The 17,539-nt window shown below is 62.8% G+C and carries 20 protein-coding genes and 2 tRNA genes; 9 read left to right on the top strand and 13 right to left on the bottom strand.

The window, feature by feature from the left end:
* Window positions 1–118 precede the first annotated feature (118 nt).
* Window positions 119–292, bottom strand: a complete 174-nt coding sequence (locus tag BLJAPNOD_RS11670) for a DUF1328 domain-containing protein (protein WP_115419921.1) — start codon at window positions 290–292, stop codon at window positions 119–121.
* Between the two features lie 285 nt (window positions 293–577).
* On the opposite strand from BLJAPNOD_RS11670, the gene BLJAPNOD_RS11665 reads away from it, so the two are divergent.
* Together BLJAPNOD_RS11665 and BLJAPNOD_RS11660 are read left to right on the top strand one after the other, a co-directional pair.
* On the top strand, window positions 578–1,240 hold the full coding sequence (locus BLJAPNOD_RS11665; RefSeq protein WP_115419920.1) for a hypothetical protein: 663 nt from the start codon (window positions 578–580) through the stop codon (window positions 1,238–1,240).
* A 153-nt stretch (window positions 1,241–1,393) separates the two neighbouring features.
* Window positions 1,394–1,624, top strand: a complete 231-nt coding sequence (locus BLJAPNOD_RS11660) for a hypothetical protein (RefSeq protein ID WP_115419919.1) — start codon at window positions 1,394–1,396, stop codon at window positions 1,622–1,624.
* 414 nt (window positions 1,625–2,038) lie between these two features.
* On the opposite strand, the gene BLJAPNOD_RS11655 is transcribed toward BLJAPNOD_RS11660, so the two are convergent.
* The 9 genes from BLJAPNOD_RS11655 to BLJAPNOD_RS11615 form a co-directional block, all read right to left on the bottom strand.
* Window positions 2,039–3,271 carry a DUF6596 domain-containing protein gene (locus BLJAPNOD_RS11655; RefSeq protein WP_115419918.1) on the bottom strand — a complete coding sequence of 411 codons (1,233 nt, stop codon included), beginning with the start codon at window positions 3,269–3,271 and terminating at the stop codon, window positions 2,039–2,041.
* Window position 3,272: 1 nt separating this feature from the next.
* Window positions 3,273–3,776: a YciI family protein gene (locus BLJAPNOD_RS11650; protein ID WP_244610925.1), complete on the bottom strand. Its 504-nt coding sequence runs from the start codon at window positions 3,774–3,776 to the stop codon at window positions 3,273–3,275.
* 82 nt (window positions 3,777–3,858) lie between these two features.
* Entirely contained in the window at window positions 3,859–4,251 is a 393-nt protein-coding gene (locus BLJAPNOD_RS11645) for an MAPEG family protein (protein ID WP_115419917.1), read from the bottom strand.
* A 618-nt stretch (window positions 4,252–4,869) separates the two neighbouring features.
* Complete coding sequence (locus BLJAPNOD_RS11640) at window positions 4,870–5,334, bottom strand: BA14K family protein (protein WP_115419916.1); 465 nt, start codon at window positions 5,332–5,334, stop codon at window positions 4,870–4,872.
* A gap of 383 nt (window positions 5,335–5,717) precedes the next feature.
* Window positions 5,718–6,038 carry a hypothetical protein gene (locus tag BLJAPNOD_RS11635; protein WP_077504985.1) on the bottom strand — a complete coding sequence of 107 codons (321 nt, stop codon included), beginning with the start codon at window positions 6,036–6,038 and terminating at the stop codon, window positions 5,718–5,720.
* A 299-nt stretch (window positions 6,039–6,337) separates the two neighbouring features.
* Window positions 6,338–6,922 carry a hypothetical protein gene (locus BLJAPNOD_RS11630; protein WP_115419915.1) on the bottom strand — a complete coding sequence of 195 codons (585 nt, stop codon included), beginning with the start codon at window positions 6,920–6,922 and terminating at the stop codon, window positions 6,338–6,340.
* Window positions 6,923–7,049: 127 nt separating this feature from the next.
* Window positions 7,050–7,125: transfer RNA gene (locus BLJAPNOD_RS11625), tRNA-Lys, on the bottom strand.
* 97 nt (window positions 7,126–7,222) lie between these two features.
* A tRNA-Lys gene (locus BLJAPNOD_RS11620) sits at window positions 7,223–7,298 on the bottom strand.
* Window positions 7,299–7,565: 267 nt separating this feature from the next.
* The gene (locus BLJAPNOD_RS11615) at window positions 7,566–8,483 is read right to left on the bottom strand and encodes a PhzF family phenazine biosynthesis protein (RefSeq protein WP_077504983.1); all 918 of its coding nucleotides are present in this window, start codon (window positions 8,481–8,483) and stop codon (window positions 7,566–7,568) included.
* 464 nt (window positions 8,484–8,947) lie between these two features.
* Between BLJAPNOD_RS11615 and BLJAPNOD_RS11610 the strand changes: the two genes are divergently transcribed.
* The 4 genes from BLJAPNOD_RS11610 to BLJAPNOD_RS11595 all read left to right on the top strand — a co-directional run bounded on the left by BLJAPNOD_RS11610 (window position 8,948) and on the right by BLJAPNOD_RS11595 (window position 11,618).
* Window positions 8,948–9,664, top strand: coding sequence for a DUF930 domain-containing protein (locus BLJAPNOD_RS11610; protein ID WP_244611014.1), 717 nt, complete (start codon window positions 8,948–8,950; stop codon window positions 9,662–9,664).
* A 348-nt stretch (window positions 9,665–10,012) separates the two neighbouring features.
* Window positions 10,013–10,633 carry a TetR/AcrR family transcriptional regulator gene (locus BLJAPNOD_RS11605; protein WP_115419913.1) on the top strand — a complete coding sequence of 207 codons (621 nt, stop codon included), beginning with the start codon at window positions 10,013–10,015 and terminating at the stop codon, window positions 10,631–10,633.
* A gap of 12 nt (window positions 10,634–10,645) precedes the next feature.
* Entirely contained in the window at window positions 10,646–11,182 is a 537-nt protein-coding gene (locus BLJAPNOD_RS11600) for a DUF6151 family protein (protein WP_115419912.1), read from the top strand.
* 13 nt (window positions 11,183–11,195) lie between these two features.
* Window positions 11,196–11,618: a GNAT family N-acetyltransferase gene (locus tag BLJAPNOD_RS11595; protein WP_115419911.1), complete on the top strand. Its 423-nt coding sequence runs from the start codon at window positions 11,196–11,198 to the stop codon at window positions 11,616–11,618.
* 246 nt (window positions 11,619–11,864) lie between these two features.
* Here BLJAPNOD_RS11595 and BLJAPNOD_RS11590 read toward each other — a convergent pair whose 3' ends face one another.
* On the bottom strand, window positions 11,865–12,599 hold the full coding sequence (locus BLJAPNOD_RS11590; protein ID WP_115419910.1) for an NUDIX hydrolase: 735 nt from the start codon (window positions 12,597–12,599) through the stop codon (window positions 11,865–11,867).
* A gap of 2 nt (window positions 12,600–12,601) precedes the next feature.
* The gene (locus tag BLJAPNOD_RS11585; RefSeq protein WP_115419909.1) at window positions 12,602–13,708 is read right to left on the bottom strand and encodes an endonuclease/exonuclease/phosphatase family protein; all 1,107 of its coding nucleotides are present in this window, start codon (window positions 13,706–13,708) and stop codon (window positions 12,602–12,604) included.
* A 503-nt stretch (window positions 13,709–14,211) separates the two neighbouring features.
* Between BLJAPNOD_RS11585 and BLJAPNOD_RS11580 the strand changes: the two genes are divergently transcribed.
* Window positions 14,212–15,078 carry an amino acid ABC transporter substrate-binding protein gene (locus BLJAPNOD_RS11580; protein ID WP_244610924.1) on the top strand — a complete coding sequence of 289 codons (867 nt, stop codon included), beginning with the start codon at window positions 14,212–14,214 and terminating at the stop codon, window positions 15,076–15,078.
* 194 nt (window positions 15,079–15,272) lie between these two features.
* On the opposite strand, the gene greA is transcribed toward BLJAPNOD_RS11580, so the two are convergent.
* Complete coding sequence (gene greA / locus BLJAPNOD_RS11575) at window positions 15,273–15,755, bottom strand: transcription elongation factor GreA (protein ID WP_115419908.1); 483 nt, start codon at window positions 15,753–15,755, stop codon at window positions 15,273–15,275.
* 554 nt (window positions 15,756–16,309) lie between these two features.
* On the opposite strand from greA, the gene BLJAPNOD_RS11570 reads away from it, so the two are divergent.
* Window positions 16,310–16,732, top strand: coding sequence for an ester cyclase (locus BLJAPNOD_RS11570; protein WP_115419907.1), 423 nt, complete (start codon window positions 16,310–16,312; stop codon window positions 16,730–16,732).
* A gap of 9 nt (window positions 16,733–16,741) precedes the next feature.
* Complete coding sequence (locus BLJAPNOD_RS11565) at window positions 16,742–17,434, top strand: YafY family protein (protein WP_115419906.1); 693 nt, start codon at window positions 16,742–16,744, stop codon at window positions 17,432–17,434.
* Window positions 17,435–17,539 lie beyond the last annotated feature (105 nt).

The raw sequence follows: 17,539 nt of genomic DNA, 5'->3' as shown, positions 1-17,539 counted from the left end.
GCTCGCGGACGCGACAGAAGATTCGACCTTTCCGCCCGCGCGCCTTGCAGCCGCGCGTGGACGCTGCGGCAAGGTCCAGATCGCTGGCCGCGCCGCCCTCCTCGCCGTGCTGCACGCGTCAGACGACGGCGCTTCCGGCCATGAACGCCAACACCAGGAAGATCAGGAAGACGGCCAGGGCGATGTAAAAGAGGATCTTGGCGATGCCGGCCGTCGCCGCCGAAACGCCGGAAAAGCCGAGAAACCCAGCGATCAACGAAACCACGAAGAAGATGAGAGCCCATTTCAGCATCGCGATACCCCTGTTTTCAGTTGTCGCTACAAAAAGTCGTAGGCCGGCAAAAAGTTCCCGCCCGCGTGGCAGCGCCGCCATGCGCCTCCACCTCGCAATGCGGCCGAGATACCGTTCCAGTCATTGCGCTACACTGCAGACCCACACCAAGTCTCGATGATAGGCCCCCTATCATCGAGACTTGGTACTAGCCAGAAATCCGGCCCGATACTCAGATAAGGCTAATGTCCCGGCACGGCCCTGCATTGTAGGATGCGCCCGTTGGTTGCGACCTTGGGGGCGGCAATGTTTCTGCAACGAACCGAAATTCGCGAACAGACGATCGAGATCAGGGAGTTTGCGGGCGAAGGCAGGGTCGAAATCGACGAGCGCATCCTTTTCGACGACAAGGATTCGCATATCGTTGTCCTCCTGGAGATCCTGGCAGGCGACGTCACCTTCACGCTGCGCGGGCCGGAGGTCGAAAACCTCGCCAAGGGCTTGGGTGATCGCGTGCGGCTCTATGTCATGCCTCCCGCCCGGCGGGCCTATGATGCCTTTCTGGAGATCCGCGCCAAGGCCGGCAGCCGGTTTCGCGCCATTATTGCCCGCATCGGCAGCACTTTTGCCGCCGCCGCCAGTGAATTGCCCTGCCGCGCCTGCAAGCAGGTCTGCAAGCTCCTGGTGTCCACCGTGCTCGCCACCGTCGGCGTTCCCGACCTGCAAGACCTCGCCCCAGGCGACCTCTTGCAGATCACCGCCGAGCAGTCATATGAACTCGACGAGGGGCTCGGTCATGCCGGCATCCACGGCCCGCTGGCGGAGGGCCCGATCGGAACATTCCTAGCTTTGTTTGCCGACAACGTCAGAAGTGTCGTCTGGTCCACATTGCAGACCGCGCAGCAAGTCTTCCAGCCCCCCGACAGGATCTACACATTCGCCTGCAGACGCCTCGGTTGCTGCCCCTGACACCGCGTTTGACACCGCGTTCCAAGGTGACACTTGAGCCGCCCGCCGCCTGCGTCGTTCCTCCCATGCAGCCAGATTGCCCGTCCGGCAACGCGAAGGCCGCTTCCAATTCCCGGCAAGGCTGATCACCATCCGGCACCGGAGGCCGGATATATGATTCGACGTGCACGCCTGCTCCTCATTGTACCCCTCGCCCTCATCGCCTCATGCGTTACCGGCATCTCCGAGGACATGCTCGACGCCGGCTGGTGCCGCAGGATGGAGGCGGCAAAGGCTGATGCCGACGACAAGGGCCGGCGCAACCTGACCCTTGCCATGGTCAAGCACGATTGCGGGCGCAAGCTGCGCGAGGCGGGCAGGAAGGCTGCGCAGCGCGCGCCGTGATGTCAGCTTGGGCCGCTCGCGGACGGAATGCGCATCTGGGGCAAGATGGCAGGAAAAAACCTCGCCTACCGTGCCCGGTCGACGAGGCGCTGTATTTCCATCCGCGGAAGGACCCGATCCGGATGGTCGATCAGGAAGCATGCGGGCCTTCGTACTTGCGAGTGAAACGTCGGCCCGGCGCTTTGGTTCCAGCCATACGACTGCATAAGGCCTTAAAGCGGAACCGGTTTGCGGAGAATACAGCGCCCTTTGCGCGTCACGTTTGACGCGCGGTCATCCGGCGCCGCGCCGCGTATGTGCGGGATCTTTGTTGGTTCTACCGCAAGCGCAGGGCCAGGCGCCACACTCCATCGCGCATGCGGAAAAACAAGAGCTTAAAGCGCGGTCAGCGAACTCTGGCGATCACGACGCGCCTTATGTCTGCTCACCCCGGCGCGCGGCCCGCTGCCGCAGGAAGGCGGCATCGGCTGGCGAACCGGCAAGAGCGATCGCCATGGCATAGGCCCTGGCTGCGTCTTCGGCCTGCCCCATCCGCACCAGCAGTTCCGCCCGCGCCGCATGGTATGGCTGGTAGTCGCGAAGTTCGCCTGCAAGCGCGTCGAGCGAGCGCAGCGCCGGCTCCAGCCACCCCGCTTCGCAAAGCGCCACTGCCCGATTAAGGCGGATGACGGCCGTCGGCTCCAGCCGCAGCAAGCTGTCATAGAGCAGCACGATCTGCGCCCAGTCGGAGCGTTCACCCTTAACGTGGCAGGCGGCAATGGCCGCCTTGATCTGGTATGGTCCCGGCGCGCGGCGTCGCATGGCGGTTTCGATCAGTTCAAGGCCTTCGTCGATCTGCGCCCGGTTCCATTTCGCCCGGTCCTGCTCAGCCAGCGCCACGGTCGTCCCGTCCGCATCCACGCGCGCCAGGCAACGCGCATGGGTGATCAGCACGAGCGCGAGGCACCCCTCGATCTCGGGATCGCCAGGGCGAAGCCGGTTCAGCAATCGGCACAGAAACAGCGCCTCCTCGGCCAGGTCCCGGCCCTGCCCGGGCCCTGCGGCGTATCCGGCCGTAAAGATCAGATAGATGACGGCCAGCACCGATTGCAGCCTTGAGGCCCATTCCTCCTGGCCCGGCACGGCATAGGGTATGCCCGCCGCCGCGATCTTGGCCTTGGCGCGCGAAAGCCGCTGTCCCATCGTCGGCTCCGCGTCGAGAAAGACCCGTGCGATCTCCGTCGTCGACAGGCCGCCGATGGTTCGAAGCGTCAGCGCCACCTGCGACTTTGCCTCCAGCGCCGGATGGCAGCAGGTGAAGATCAGCCGCAGCCGTTCGTCCGGGATTTCATCCGGCTCGTCTGCAGCTTCGCCCTGCGTCAGCGGCCGCATGTCCACCATCTTGCGGGCTTCGGATTTGCTCTGGCGGATGCGGTCGATCGACTTGCGGTAGGCAACCTGCAAGAGCCAGCCCTGCGGCGCGTGCGGCACGCCGTTGCGGCCCCAGTGGGAAACGGCCGACACCAGCGCGTCCTGCAGCACTTCTTCGGCCAGCTGAAAGCTGCCGAGGCGGGCGATCAGGGCTGAGAGCAGCCGCCCCCGGTCGTTGCGAACCAGGCTATCGAGAGCCCTGGTCGCAGCAACGGCACCGGAGGCGGCAGAGTGCATGTTATTCGCCCCCGGGATTGTAGGTCATCAGCGGGCGAACCTCGACGGTTCCCCAGGCAACCGACGGCACCATGGCCGCGTAGCGCAAAGCACTGTCGAGATCGGGAACCTCGATGACATAATAGCCGCCCAGATGCTCCCGTGTCTCGGCAAAGGGGCCGTCCATCGTCTCCACCTTGCCGCCGCGCGTGCGCACCGACGTTGCCGTTTCGACGCCCTGCAGGCCCTCGCCCGATACGAGCACGTTGTCGGCCTTCATCCGTTCATTGAGCGCAAAAAAGCCGCCCATCATGGCTTCGAATTCCGGCGTGCCATAGGCGGGCTCTACCTTGGGGTCGTTATAGATCAAGAGCATATATTGCATTTTCGTGTCTCCTCCGGTTGCGGTTATGGCGGTTTGTGCCTGCAGCGGCAACGTCGCTGCGATGGTGAAGATGAGCATGGTCAGCAGAAAAACGCTGCGCCGGTGAAGGCGAACGGAAGCGTCCCGAAAAATCAGGGTCATGCGAGGCTCCGTACTGTTGACGAGAGCATTTCCAGAAGAAATGCGAAGCGGCACGTCGTCAGGAAATGCCGGCGGTCCTGGTTTAGAACCCGGTGAGGATCCGCAGCAGCGCGATCGCAAGCACCGCAACGGAAAGGATGTTGGTGCCGTTGCCGAGATAACGCAGCGGATGACCGGCATTGTCGATCGGCAGGCCGAAGGGATGGGCAAGCCGGCCGACCAGCAGAAGGATGCCGGCGGCATGCAGCCACAGCGCATCGGTGCCCTGGGCCTCCACGAGCACCATCAGGACAAGCGTGAACGGCACCCATTCGATGAAGTTGCCGTGCTGGCGGATCTTCTGCAGCAGCTTGGGATCGCCGCCATCGCCAATCGAGCAGCTGAGGGCGGTGCGGACGTTGCTCACCCTGATCCAGAGAACGAACCAGATCGGGATGAGCAGAAGGGCATAAAGAGAAGTCGTCGTCAGCGTCATGGGTTATCACCGGTTTGAGTTGCTTACGGCCCAAGAACGGAAGCCGCCGCTGGATTTCGACATGGCGCCGAAATATTTTTGAAAGGACTGGAGAGAAAGTCGCGCCAGACGCTGCCGCTCAGGAAGGGCACCCGCTTCGAGCAGTTGCCAATTGCCGGGCCGGCATGTCCCGGAGGGGTTCATGCACTGCATCGCTTCTGTCGAACGGGAAGCGCACCGACGAATGATTTGGTTGCAAAGGCCTCGCAGCAATAACGATATACAATAAAAATATCTCTTACAATCAAACCATTAAGGAGCTTTTACACACGGAATACGGGTTGTATGCGCAACTTTTCCAACCGCGCCCGTGAAGGAACCGGCCCGAGACGGGCGCGCTTGTGCGCCATCTCGTGCCGAAGAGATGAAAACCGGGAGCCGCAACCGGTCCCCCGGCGCCGGGCGCAGCAAAGCAACCGGCCCCCATCCCTCCGCCGAGCGGATTGCCGGGCGCGAATGAAACGCGTGCGCTGTCGTTTCGCTCTTCCGGCCGGCGGCGCCCGCCATAAAAAGACCCCACCAACCGAAAACGGCTGATGGGGCCAGACAGACCGCTTGATGGTACACGGTCTAGAAGCGTCAGTAGTAGGGCGACATGCACTGCGCCCTTACGCCCGCCCTCGGCACATAGGTGTTGTCGTAGGGCCGGTAGCTGCGGTAGCGCGACAGGCACCAGTCGACATGGGCCGAGCTGTATTCGCTCGGCTGCGGACGATACTGAGGCTCGCGATACTGGGGCTGCTGGCTGCCGATTGCCCCGCCGATGATGGCCCCGGCGCCGAAGGCTGCCAGCGGATACCACCAGCCGTCATCGCCGCGGCGATAGCCCGGACGACGATCCTCGTAGCCGCGATAACCGTTGTGCCAGCCACGTCGCCTGTCGTTCCGGTCCCACCGGCGATCGTCGCGCCGATACTGCACGGCCTGCACGTCCGCCTGGCTGAGGACCCGGTCGTTGCCGATGACAAGCGACGCGGCCTGGGCAGGCACGAGGCCGGCAACCGCTGTCGCTGCGGCGACGAATGTGACCATGATCTTCTTCATTGATATTCCTCCTGAAACCATCGTTTCGCATTTGAGCATGAAGACCAAACGCCACCGCCTGCCATTGGTTCCTGAAGGATTTTTCTTTGCGGTGCGTGCGCGGCGGCGGCAGCGAGCCTCCGCCGGATCTCCGCCGCCACGGTCGCACGACACGCGCTGCCGTCGGCGCGACGGCCTCCGGCCGCACTTTGGCAAGACGTCGAAGCGGGTTGGATTTCGGAGAAAGAGATGCGAAGGCTGATGGCTTTTGGAGCGCCCCGTGCCGTCCCGGCAGGTACGCCCAGCAGCTGACCCGGCCGTGCCGGCGATCAGTCTAGTCACGGCTCGCCCCCGCGCCGCCGGCCGCCGCCGGGCGGGAAAATCCGCAGCTTCGGTGCGTCGGCCTACTTGATGGTCACGCCCAATGTGGGAGAGCCTTCGCTCGACCAGCACGAACAGGGCTCGCCAGCCGGACCCGCGCCATAGCTGCACTGCTTTTTCGGGGTCTTGCACTGCCTTGGGCTGCGCGCATCGGCCAATGCCTGTGCCTCAGCCGCGGCTGCAGCCTTGCCCTTCCTGCCGGTGGCGGGCTTCGGCTTTGCCTTCTCGGTCAGCTGAGCTTTTTCTATTCCAGCCCGGCCATCCCCGGTCGGGCCAGTTTCGCTGCAGGACGAAACAAGCAAGAGGGCAGCAACGGCAAAGGCGATTCCGGTGACGATCTTCATGGAATACCCGGTAATCCGACGGCCGCGAACTTTCAAGATGGGAGACGCTTAGATTTGCACCCCGAACAGCACGCACCCACACGCTTTGATTGAGACTGTAGCGTGTTTGTCACGGCAATCGCGATTGTGGTGCCTAGTTGGACGAAGGCACTCCAGCAACACGACGGAATACAGACACTGACGAAATGCTGTCGGGCACTTGAGAGCACGCAAGGGTTGATTTGGCCACAATTGAGCAGCCTGTAAACGCAGTCACATGATAAGCGTCAGCGTATTGCCGTAAGAGCTTCGAAATGCAATCAACGCGCCATAGGAAAGGCTTTGATATTACAAGCCTCTCCGTACTTGGCAGCGCGCTGAACACAGTCACAAGCCGTCTCCCATTGCGCTACGAACCTGTATTGGCTTTCACCTGCGCCAAACATGTCAGTGCATTCAGGCTGCTCTGTGGGTCCAAAGAATCGTAGGCTCCCCGTCGCATAGTCACGATCGACAGCGCCCATATAGCGCCACGTAGCGGAATCGGTACGCGCGACGTCCGCATCGGTGACGTCAAATGGCTTGCCGTCTTCCGGCATCGCGATAAACGCGGCAGCGCCACCTGCTCCCAAGGCAGCAATCCAGCCTTCCGACGTCACGTACAGACCCGTACGCTGAGCGGGTCCCCAATCGGTCCACATCCACTTTTCGAAGCTTCCATTTGGCGTGGTGACGCTGACATAATAGTCATCACCGTCTCGACTGACGCGAACGTGGCCAGCCTTCTCCGGCAAAGGCACATCCACGACGTCGCAACTGGGTATGAACGACAGCGTGACGCATACAACGATCGTACTTGTTATTTTATTCCGGCGGATCAGCTTGACGGAAATCCCAGCGGTCACGATGTCTCCTGCAGCCGAGCGACGGCCAAGCCGGACGGTGAATTGAGTACCGTTTCCAGCTTGGTGAAACCGCCAGCATCATGCAAATGTAAATTTTTGGAAACAAATCAGCGACTTAAAGAAGTTTTGGTGGGTGATCACGGGCTCGAACCGTGGACCCGCTGATTAAGAGTCAGCTGCTCTACCAACTGAGCTAATCACCCATCCAGACCGCTTCGGTGTGTGTCGCCAAGGACCGTTACAAGAAGTCGATCTTGAAGTTAATGCGAGGCTGATATAAGTCCCGCCAAGTCGTTGTTTTGGTGGGTGATCACGGGCTCGAACCGTGGACCCGCTGATTAAGAGTCAGCTGCTCTACCAACTGAGCTAATCACCCATCCGAACCGCCTCGGCGTTTGCCGCTGCGGTCTGGAGGGGCGTATAAAGGCGTTCCCTCACCTTGTCTAGCGTCGATTGCAAAATTTCTGAGAAAAAATTCCAGCGGCCCGGAAAGCCGGCATTTCCACAGGCGCCTGCCGCACCCTTGGCGCGTTGCGCCTGGGACGCTGACGGCCAACTCACTGAATCGACACGTCCTCCTTGCCAAAATTTGTCCGCCGCGCCGCAGCCAGGCTGTTATCTGCCTGCGGCCGCATGCGCTGCGTCAGAGCAAAAGCTCGCCTGCGGCGATCTTCACCGCATGGCCGCCGATGCGCGCCGAGTTGATCTGGCCGCCCGCCACATCGAGATGAAGATGGATGTAGGACGGCCGGCCCATTTCCACCCCCTGCTCGATCAGGAAGGGATGGTGGCCGTCGACCAGCTGGTCAAAATGGTGGATGGCGCCGGAAAGGGCCGCGGCCGCAGCCCCCGTTGCCGGATCTTCGACGATGCCCATTTCAGGCGCGAACATGCGGGTGTGGAACCGCGCCGTGTGATTGATGCCGCCGCGACAGTAGAGATAGGCCGAGGCCAGCCGACCTTCGGCAAGCGGCGCCAGTTGCTCCCAGCGCTGCGGGTCGAACTCGACGTTGGCGGCCGCCGAGACATCGTGCAGCGGCACCATGACAAAGGGAACGCCGGCGCTCCAGAACGACGGCGCATGATTCTCGAAGCCGATCTGCGACGTCTTCAGGCTCAGCGCATCGGCCAGCGCCTGTTTGTCGAAGCGCGCGTCGAGCCGTGCCGATTTGCGCGGCAGGTCGAATTCGGCAAAGCTCGCCTCGCCGGGCTTGATGCGCACGGCGCAGCGCACCGGCCCCACCTTCTCCTCCAGCACCTGCACCAGATCGGCGCTCTCGTCTGCCGCGCCGTGGGCGGCTTCGGCAATCGCCACCGCCGCACCGACGGTCGGGTGTCCGGCAAAGGGAAGCTCGCGCCCCGGCGTGAAGATGCGCAGCCGCGCCGTGTGCGCAGCGCCCCCCGGCCGGCGGATGAACACGGTCTCCGAAAGGTTGAACTCCTGCGCGATCGTCTGCATCGCCTGATCGTCGAGCGCATCGGCCCCGAAGACGACGGCCAGCGGATTGCCCTCCAGCCGGTTCTGCGTGAAGACATCGTAGATCGCGTAGCTGAGCGGCATTTATTTCCCCTTGCGCATATACTCCGGCCACGAACTTGCAATGTCATCGGCCGGGCGGCAAGCGCAAAAACGCCATCACGCGCAGCACTCACCGTTATCGGGGTACTCCCTCCCCATCGCGCCAAAAGTCGACCCGAGCCTTTGCCACCATCGACTTGCCGCCGCGTGGCGGCAAACACAATTGTGTGCGTACGCCCAACGAATGCCGGAGAAATGACCGGCGCGACCGACAAGCCTCGACGGCGCACCCGATTTGGTGTTGATCTCCTGCAGATCGCACGAAAGCATGGAGTGGTCTTTGGTCGCGGCATCGATCATGCGAGAAGGCGAAACGTTTCCGGGACAAGCGCCAGGCGCCTCTCCGTCGAGAAACACTTGAAAACTAAGGGACAGTGTTCCCGCGGCACCGTCGCAACGGGAAACACGGAAAAAAGGCAGAGCGCAGGAAACCGGTCTTGAACCACGTGATCGAGCGGATGCGGCATGGCGCGCGCCCGGCGGATGACAGGACGATCCGGTGGGCAGTGGCGCTCGCGCTGGCGCTGCATGCCTTCGCCTTCACCGCACTCTCGCGCCTGCCACAAAAGGAGATGCCCCCGCTGGGCGACGTCGACAGCATCGAAGTCGAGATCCTGGCGGGCGTGCCGGAAAAACCGAAACAGGCCCTGCCCGCGGTTGAAGCGCGCCAGCCGAAGGCAGAACCGCAGCGCGAGGATCTGACTGCACCGGAAAAGTCGACCGCGGAGCGCCCCGCGCTGGCCAGGCGCGCGCCGCAGACCCCGCCCATGGTGCGCGCTCAAAAGCTCTATTCCGCCGGCATTCTTGCGTCGCCGCGCAGCCGCCAGGTGCGCAAGGGTTTGACGCAGCTGGATCCGGAAGAACGCGTGGTGCAGCTCTGCAATCTTGAAGCGATGGAGCAGGTCCACCGTTGGAAGCCCGATTTCAATCCAGACTTCCTCGTCGCCTATGCATTTTCGGGCGTGCGGTTTTCCGGCGAAACACTGAAAGCCAATGGCGGCGCGTTTCGCAGCAGGCGGAAATGGTTTCGCATCGCCTATTCCTGCACGGCCACACCGGATCGCAACACGATCGTTGGCTTCGATTTCAAGGTCGGCGATGCTATCCCACGGGATCAGTGGCAGGAGCTCGGCCTTCCCATCGCCGACATCGCCGCGCACTGAAGACCGCAATTGCACGTTCTCTCCTATCGCGAGCAAAGAGACTGCAGCGCGCCTACCCGACGGGGACGGCTCATGCCAGACCGTTATGCCGGCGCGGCCATCCGCCACGCAGCAGGATATTGCTGCACATTAAGTACACCGTGCAATTCCTTGAATCGATTCAGGCATTTACGACATCGCAGAAGCGCTCCTGATGCATTCTTGCGACCAAGCCTTGCGCTGCCCGGCCGCTTCCAGGAACACCAACCCCACCGTCACACAGCATTGTCATCGCTTCCCAAGCCGGCGCCAAAACCCGTTGGAATTCAGAGACATTGACGAATACCAACCGTATGGTATGTTTTCAGCATGCCCAGACCGACCAAACAATCCCCCGAACGCGGCAACGCCCGGCTCCGGCTTCTCGAGGCGGCGCGCGACATCATCCGCGCAAAAGGCTTCGCCGCCACCAGCGTCGATGATCTCTGCCGCGCGGCCGATGTCACCAAGGGCGCGTTCTTCCACCATTTCGCCAGCAAGGACGCGCTCGGCGTCGCAGCCGCCGATTTCTGGGCGGAAACGACGACCGACTTTTTCGCCGCAGCCCCCTATCACGCGCCGCCCGATCCGCTGGCGCGTGTTCTTGCCTATGTCGCGTTCCGCAAGGCAATCATCCTCGGCGAGATTGCCCAATTCACCTGCCTCGTCGGAACCCTGGCGCAGGAGGTCTATTCAAGCACACCCGAGATCCGTGAGGCTTGCGCCCGCAGCATCTTCAGTCACACCGCCACACTCGAGGCCGATATCGAGGCCGCGCGCAGCGACCGCGGCATTGCCGATGACTGGACGGCCGAAAGCCTCGCCCGGCACACGCAGGCCGTCATCCAGGGCGGCTTCGTGCTCGCCAAGGCCGGCAACGATCCCGCGCTTGCACGTGAAAGCCTCGACCATCTCGACCGGTACATCCGGCACCTGTTTCACGTCACGTAAGGAGGATGCGACATGAGCGATACCACCCATATCGGATGCGCCTGCGGACAGACGCGGCTCAAGGTGCAGGGAGCGCCGATCCTCGTCTCCGAATGCCTGTGCGACAGCTGCCGGGCGGCAGCCAGCCGTCTCTCGGCCCTGCCCGGCGCCCGCAACATCCTGACGTCCTATGGAGCCACCCCAACAGCGGAGTATCGCAAGGACCGGATCACCATCGTCTCCGGCGAGGAAACCTTAAGCGAATTCCGGCTGTCCCCCGGGGCCGGCTCACGCCGCGTCGTCGCCACCTGCTGCAACACGCCGGTCTTCCTGGAGATGAAGGGCGCCCACTGGCTGAGCCTCTACTTGCACCTCTGGCCCGCCGACACGCGGCCGAAGGCCGAGCTGCGCACCATGGTCGGCGACCTGCCCGATGCTTCGAGGCTGCCGAAGGACATTCCCAACCTGAAGACCCACACAGTGTCGTTCTACGCCAAGCTTCTCTGGGCCTGGATCGCCATGGGTTTTCGCAATCCGAAGATCGCGATTGTGCGCAAGATCGAGGCCTGACGGCGAAGGGCGGATGCGTCGGCGGCTTGCTGACCACCCGCCGGACGCCGCCGTGGCGCTGGAGGAATTTCGGAGCTTTCCGCCCGGACGAACCGAGGCCGACAAGTTCGTCTTCGGATTGAAGTCCGCCACCGGCGAACTCGTCGGCATGCTCGCCTGCGACCGCAATTACCCGCAGGCGAGATCCTGGTGGATTGCATTGCTGCTGATCGACCCGGCCCATCGCGGGCAAGGCGTCGCGAAAACCCTGTGCGCCGGCTTTTTCAGCTGGCTGAAGACACAAGGCGCCGACCGCGTGGAACTCGCTGTCTTCGCCGAGAACAAGGCCGGACTTCGTTTCTGGGAGGGGCAAGGCTTCATGCTGGTTCGAACCGCAGGGCCAGTCAGCATCGGCACGAAACAGCACAGCCTGCAGGTTTTGGCCCGGGCGTTGTGAATGGCCGAACGCCGCAAGGCTCGACTGGAATACTAGTCGTACGCTTGAAAAGCAGCTCGCTTGACCGAAACAGCGCCTACGGTTTGCGTCTATTGGCCGACATCCGCGCGTCGCATGCGCATGGCAGTGACCTTTACGCCCTGCCGAAAGCGCCGCGAAGCCCACGGCCACGTTTCCAGAGCGCGGCAGGGGCCGCAGCAATGCGCTGCGTCCACGTTCCCCGCCCATCCCGCGCTTCCCCGAGGATCAGCGCTTGCCGTCAAACAGCCAGGTGAGGATCGGCAAAATGAACGGCGGATAGTTGTGTGCGCCCGGATCCGGCCCCCAGATGGCGATCGCCTCGTCGATCTCCGGTTCTGGATCCGCAGCGATATGGGCCGCCACCTTTTCGACCAGCGCTTCCGCCGTTTCCGCCACCCGGTAGAGCCGGAACACCGTCACCGCTCGCCCCATATGCAGCACGTGGTAGCCGGGCTCGGCTGTCGCCGCATCGAGGTCGATGCCGGTTTCCTCCAGCGCCTCGCGGCGGATATTGCCGGCGATATCGCAGGATCCGTCGACGATGTCATCAGGCTCCAGCGAGCCTGACGGGCTGTAGACCCGGGCGGGATTGGCCGTGTGCGACCCCATGCGCACCAGGATCAGGGCGCCGTCGGAAGACACGATCACCGGCATGGCGAACAGGTGGAAGGCCGCGTCCGTGCGCGTCTTGCGCCACCACAAAAAGGTCGAATAGGGCACCACATGCCCCTCCCCCACCACGCGGCCGTTCTCGATGCGAAGCGCCCGCTGCAGGACCATGCGCCCGTCGAAGAGATGCGGGTTGGCGGCGATCTCCGCCCGCCAGTTTTCCTGCGCCTGATCCAGCTGGTCCAGATGGAAGGGATGCGGGCCCTGGTCGACCCGGATATCGACGCCCGAGATCGGCAGGATCTCGCCTTCGTCGGGCCAATGGGCAAGGTTGCTTTCAAGAGCGTCCATCGTCACACGTCCAGCGTCATGACAACAGGGCAATGGTCCGATGCCTTCGGCCGGTCCCAGCCGGTGCGCGGGTAGCGCTCCACCTCCTGCCCCGGCGGAAAGATCGTGCGGAAAGGCTGGCCGCCGCGGATGATTTCCGGAACCTGGGCCGCGTTGCGCCGGGCAAGCGCGGGCGACAGCCAGATATAGTCGAGCTGGCAGAGGTGCCGCTCCTGCGGCCCGCGGCTGTGAAACAGCGTCCAGCGGTCAAGCACCGGCCGGCGCAGCATCGGGTTTTCGACAAACCCATCCGCCGTCAGCGCATCGAGCGCGCTTTCCTCTTCCTCGCGCGGCACGAACTCGTAGCCGTTGCGCCGGTCGCCGAGAATGTCGACCTTCTCCTGATAGTCGTTCAAGTCGCCGCAGATTGCGAACATCTTGTCGGCCGTGTGCCCGCGGCCAAAGCGGCTTTCGATGATGTGGCGCACAGCTTTCGCCTCGGCCATGCGCACCGGCATCGTCGCCTGGCGCCCGTCGAGCCCGTCGCGCGCCGGCCCCATGGATTTGAAGTGCACCACATAGAGCGTCAGCGGCCGCCCGCCGATCCTCAGGTCCAGCTCCAGGCAGTCGCGCTTGAAGATCCGGTCGTTCGGCCGGTTGGAGGAAGCGAGCGCATCGTTGAAGATATCGAGATCCGCATAGGTCAGCCCCGCATGGCTCTTCACCTCAAGGCACTCGATCGGCTGTCCGTCGCGCGTTTCCTCGCGCATCAGCACCGCCACGTCGATCCCGCGCGAATCGTTGCCCTCGATCAGGTATTTCTGGCGATAGCCGTTACCGACCATGCGGAAGAGATAGTTGTATTCGAAGGCCTGCAACGACGCCATGTTGTCGGCCTCCTGCAAACACAGGATATCCGCATCGCAATCGGCAATCGCCAAGGCCGACATCTGCCGCGTATCGTCGGTATGCGCGATCGTGCGCGCCTCCTCCAGCCGCTGATACTCCGCCTCCGTCTTTACCTCGAAGAGCCTCAGCACCCGATCCTGCTTGAGCTGGTTGCGAAAGCCGGAAAAATCGAAGCGGCTCATGAGATTTTCAATATTGAAGGTGGCAAGTCGAAGCGACATCAAGCAATTCCATGACTGAATTGCCGCGGAGATTAGGCATTGAGCCGCAAATGTCGAGGATGATTTGGGCGGGGGCGGCGTGAGGAGGATCGCTTCGCCGAATGCTGGCGTTGACGCCTCGGCGAAACGCTCATCGTCCGCGATGTCGATTACATGCGGCCGCGCCGCCCCTGCGCTATACTGCGGCAGAGTGTTGTTGAGCCGTAGCTCAAGAGCTTCACGAGGCCGGCAACACCTGCTGCACCATGGCCCTCCCGAACGCGCACCTGGTTTCGATGCGCACCCGCCATCTGCATGACGATGGTGCGAGTGGCAGCTTTGCGCCAAAAAGCGGACGTGGGCCGGTCGATCTTGCCATGGTGAAGTTGCGCCCGAGCGACGCCACGTCTCTTCGGTTGACATATGAGGGACAGCCCATAAGCTGCGCGCACGCCTTTGAGATCGACACCTTTTCCGGAGACAGGGATCATGCAGGTGCCCCTCAGACACGCATGGCCAAGCGCATGAGACAGTTTCTGCTCGTGAGCCTCGCCCTTTGCCTTTCGGCCTCGGCGACCGCCGCCGCAACGCTCGACACCATTACGGAGCGTGGCACCGTGCGTATCGGTTACATCTCCGATCAAGCGCCATTTTCCTCCGTCCAGCCAGGGGCCGAACCGGTGGGATATGCCATCGACCTGTGCCGCAAGATTGCTGACGAGATCGAACACCAGTCTCCGCAACTTAAGCGAGAGTTTGTCGAGATGACGCTCGCCGGCGGCTTCGATGCAGTTGAGAATGAAGATATCGACTTGCTTTGCGGTTCCATCACCGTGAATTTGAAGAGGCGGGAAATCGTCGATTTCTCACAACCGATCTTCCTCACCGGCGCGAGCGCGCTGCTCCGCAAGGATTCGCCCAACTACCTGCAGGCGCTCTTCCGCACCGGACCGGCCGTTCACGCCGTCAGCGAGCGCGCTGCCACAAACGTCATCGGCATGCGCGCCAACACGACGACGGCAGGGACGCTTCGCGACCAACTCGCAGTCCAGGAATCGACGACAAGGCTTGCCGATTTCAACACGCATGAGGACGGGCTCAGGGCGCTGGAGGACCGTAGGATCGATGCCTACATCGCCGATCAGGTGCTGCTCATCAACCTTGCCAAGCGGGCGCGCGATCCATCCTCGCTCGCGGTCGGCGATCGCCTGATCACGCATGAACCCTATGCGATCGCGTTGCGCCGCAACGACGCCGACTTCCGTCTGCTAGCAGACCGCGCGCTGACAGATTTCTACCTTTCGGACGAGTTTCTGCCGCTGCTGGAGACCTATTTCGGAGGCGAAGCGCCGATGCTGCACACGCAAATCATCATGCAACACGTTCCATAGATCGTGTGCGGCGGGTACATACCACGCCATTCGGAGAGCGTCCGGTGAGCTGAAAGCGAACCGCCTGAATTCGGTAACCGTTATCTCTTCGCGTGCCCGTAACGGCCGGGCCAACGCCGCCGATGCGTGCGTAAGCCTTGCAAGCGGCGCGAAGGATGATGGCAACGGGTTGAGCCGACTAAACGACCCCGCACTCACGCAATCGCGGTTATTTCGAGCTCCTGCCCGCCGACTGTCGCCACATCGCCGACACCCTTGCCCATCAGCATCCGGGCCACCGGCGACACATACGAGATCGATCCGGCCTTCGGGTCCGCCTCGTCCTCGCCGACGATGCGGTAGGTCTGCACCCGGCCGTCGTCGCGACTGAAGGTCACTGTGCTGCCGAAGGCAACGACATCGGTCGAGGTGGGTGCGGCGACGAGTTCGGCGGTGCGCAGGCGCTCGGCCAGGTAGCGCAGGTCGCGCAAGGGGCCGGCCGCCTGGCGCCGGCGCTCGTTCACATCGTCGATCCCGCTGGTCGCCTCATAGGCCTCGCGCGCCTTGCGCTGCTGCTCTTCGAGCGCGTTTAGCCCCGCTTGCGTCACAAGGTTCGGATGCGGCGAAACCGGTCGGTCGGGCAGCAGCGTTTCCGCAGCGGTTTCGGCACTTTCTTCCTTGGTGAAGGCAACACTCACGATCGAACTCCGTTTGGACGCGGCACGCTCTTACAAAACATCCGGACGAAAGCCTATCGTCAGTTGGACCCATACTGGGGATGCCGCAGAGCAAACCTCGATATTGCCTGATCCGAACGGTCGGGTCACCCCGGTTTATCCGGTGTTGTCGCGCAGTTGGGAGCAAAAGGGCCGGAGCGGCGTCGGACACGTCGCGCGATCAAGATTGGCCGCATTCCCGGCCTCCGCCCTGGATCATCCAAGTCCGCTGACCTCGTTCGGCGCCCGGGAGACCGAGGACACGCTCTCGCCTCCAACTGCCGCCAGAGCAGCGACACCGCCAACACAGAACAGCCGGCTGCATGCAAGAGATGCCGCCGGCGCGCGCAATGCAGCGCCACCAGCGTGGCACCCGACGCTTCGCAACGGCACGCCCATGAATACCCGTGAATCGTTCGCGCTCCTGACATTCTCCTGACAGAACGGTGTCAGGAGCCCCGTTGTAGTGTCGTGGCCGACGTGAGGGGCAGGCAGCCCCCACGCGAACACAGGCAATCAATCCGGAAAGAATAGAAATGACAGACAATAACGAACTCATCGCCCTGTTCGATCGCTGGGAGAAGGTGTGGCACGAGGGCCAATACGACCTCGTGGCGGACTGTGTGTGCGAACATTACATCCGGCACGGAGAAGGAAGTTCCCGCACCGTGGCGCGCGACGCCTACGCAGCCGAGCTTGCCAGTATCCGGTTTGAGCGGCCCGATATCCGCGTCGCCGTCTACGATCACGCGTTTCAGGGCAACAGCGCCTGGTTTCGCTTCACCTTCAAATGGACCGATGTCGCAACCGGCGAGCCTATCAGTCGCGCCGGCATGCAATCCTACAGGGTCGAAGGCGGCAAACTCGCCGAAACCTGGCTGTCGATGCAGCCGCTCGGCTCGACATGGCCCGATGCCGTGGCGCAAGAGCGCTGGACGAGCCGCGTCATGGTCGCGTAAACCGCCTGCATGCGCCGCGCTGACCGCCTTTTCGAGATCATCCAGATTTTACGCCGCAAGAAGGCGACGAGAGCGGCTGACCTTGCCGCCCTTCTGGAAGTGTCCGAGCGGACGGTCTATCGCGACATCGCCGACATGATCGCCCGTGGCGTTCCGATCGAGGGAGAGGCCGGCGTCGGATACATTCTGCGCCCCGGCTTCGATCTGCCGCCGCTGATGTTCAACGAGAACGAAATCGAAGCGCTGCTTCTCGGCACCCGCATCGTTCAGTCCTGGGCCGATCCGCAATTGGCCGAGGCCGCAGCCAGCGCCCTCTCCAAGATCGGGGAAGTGGTGCCCGACGCGCTCGGCCGGCAACTCGATCTCGTCAATCTCTGGACGCCCGTCGAGCCTGCGCGCCAACCGATCAGCATCGATCAGGCCGCATTGCGGCGCGCCATCCGGCAAAAGCGCAAAGTGCAATTCGCCTATCTCGACCTTGAGGGCAGGACGAGCGACCGGCGGGTTCGCCCGCTCATCATGGCATTTTACGGTCACGTCTGGCTGCTGGCCGCATGGTGCGAGACCCGCAACGGCTTTCGTGTCTTCCGGATTGATCGGATGTCGGATTTCAACACGCTGGATGAAGGTTTCACCGCCGAGCCCGGGCGAACCGCCGAGGACTTCTTGAAGCAGGATGGGAAGTCCGGCGAGAAGCGGTGAGCCGGTCTGCACGTGTGTCAGCGTCCGGCGCGCAAAACTTCGTCCGATATGGCCTGCGCGCGCGATCAGCGCTCAGCCAGCCGTCAAAGGCCTGAAGGTCAGAGC

Origin of the sequence: Ensifer sp. M14, from assembly GCF_003355565.1 — a bacterium.
Lineage (GTDB): Bacteria > Pseudomonadota > Alphaproteobacteria > Rhizobiales > Rhizobiaceae > Ensifer.
This window is presented reverse-complemented; position numbering and strand designations above follow the sequence as displayed.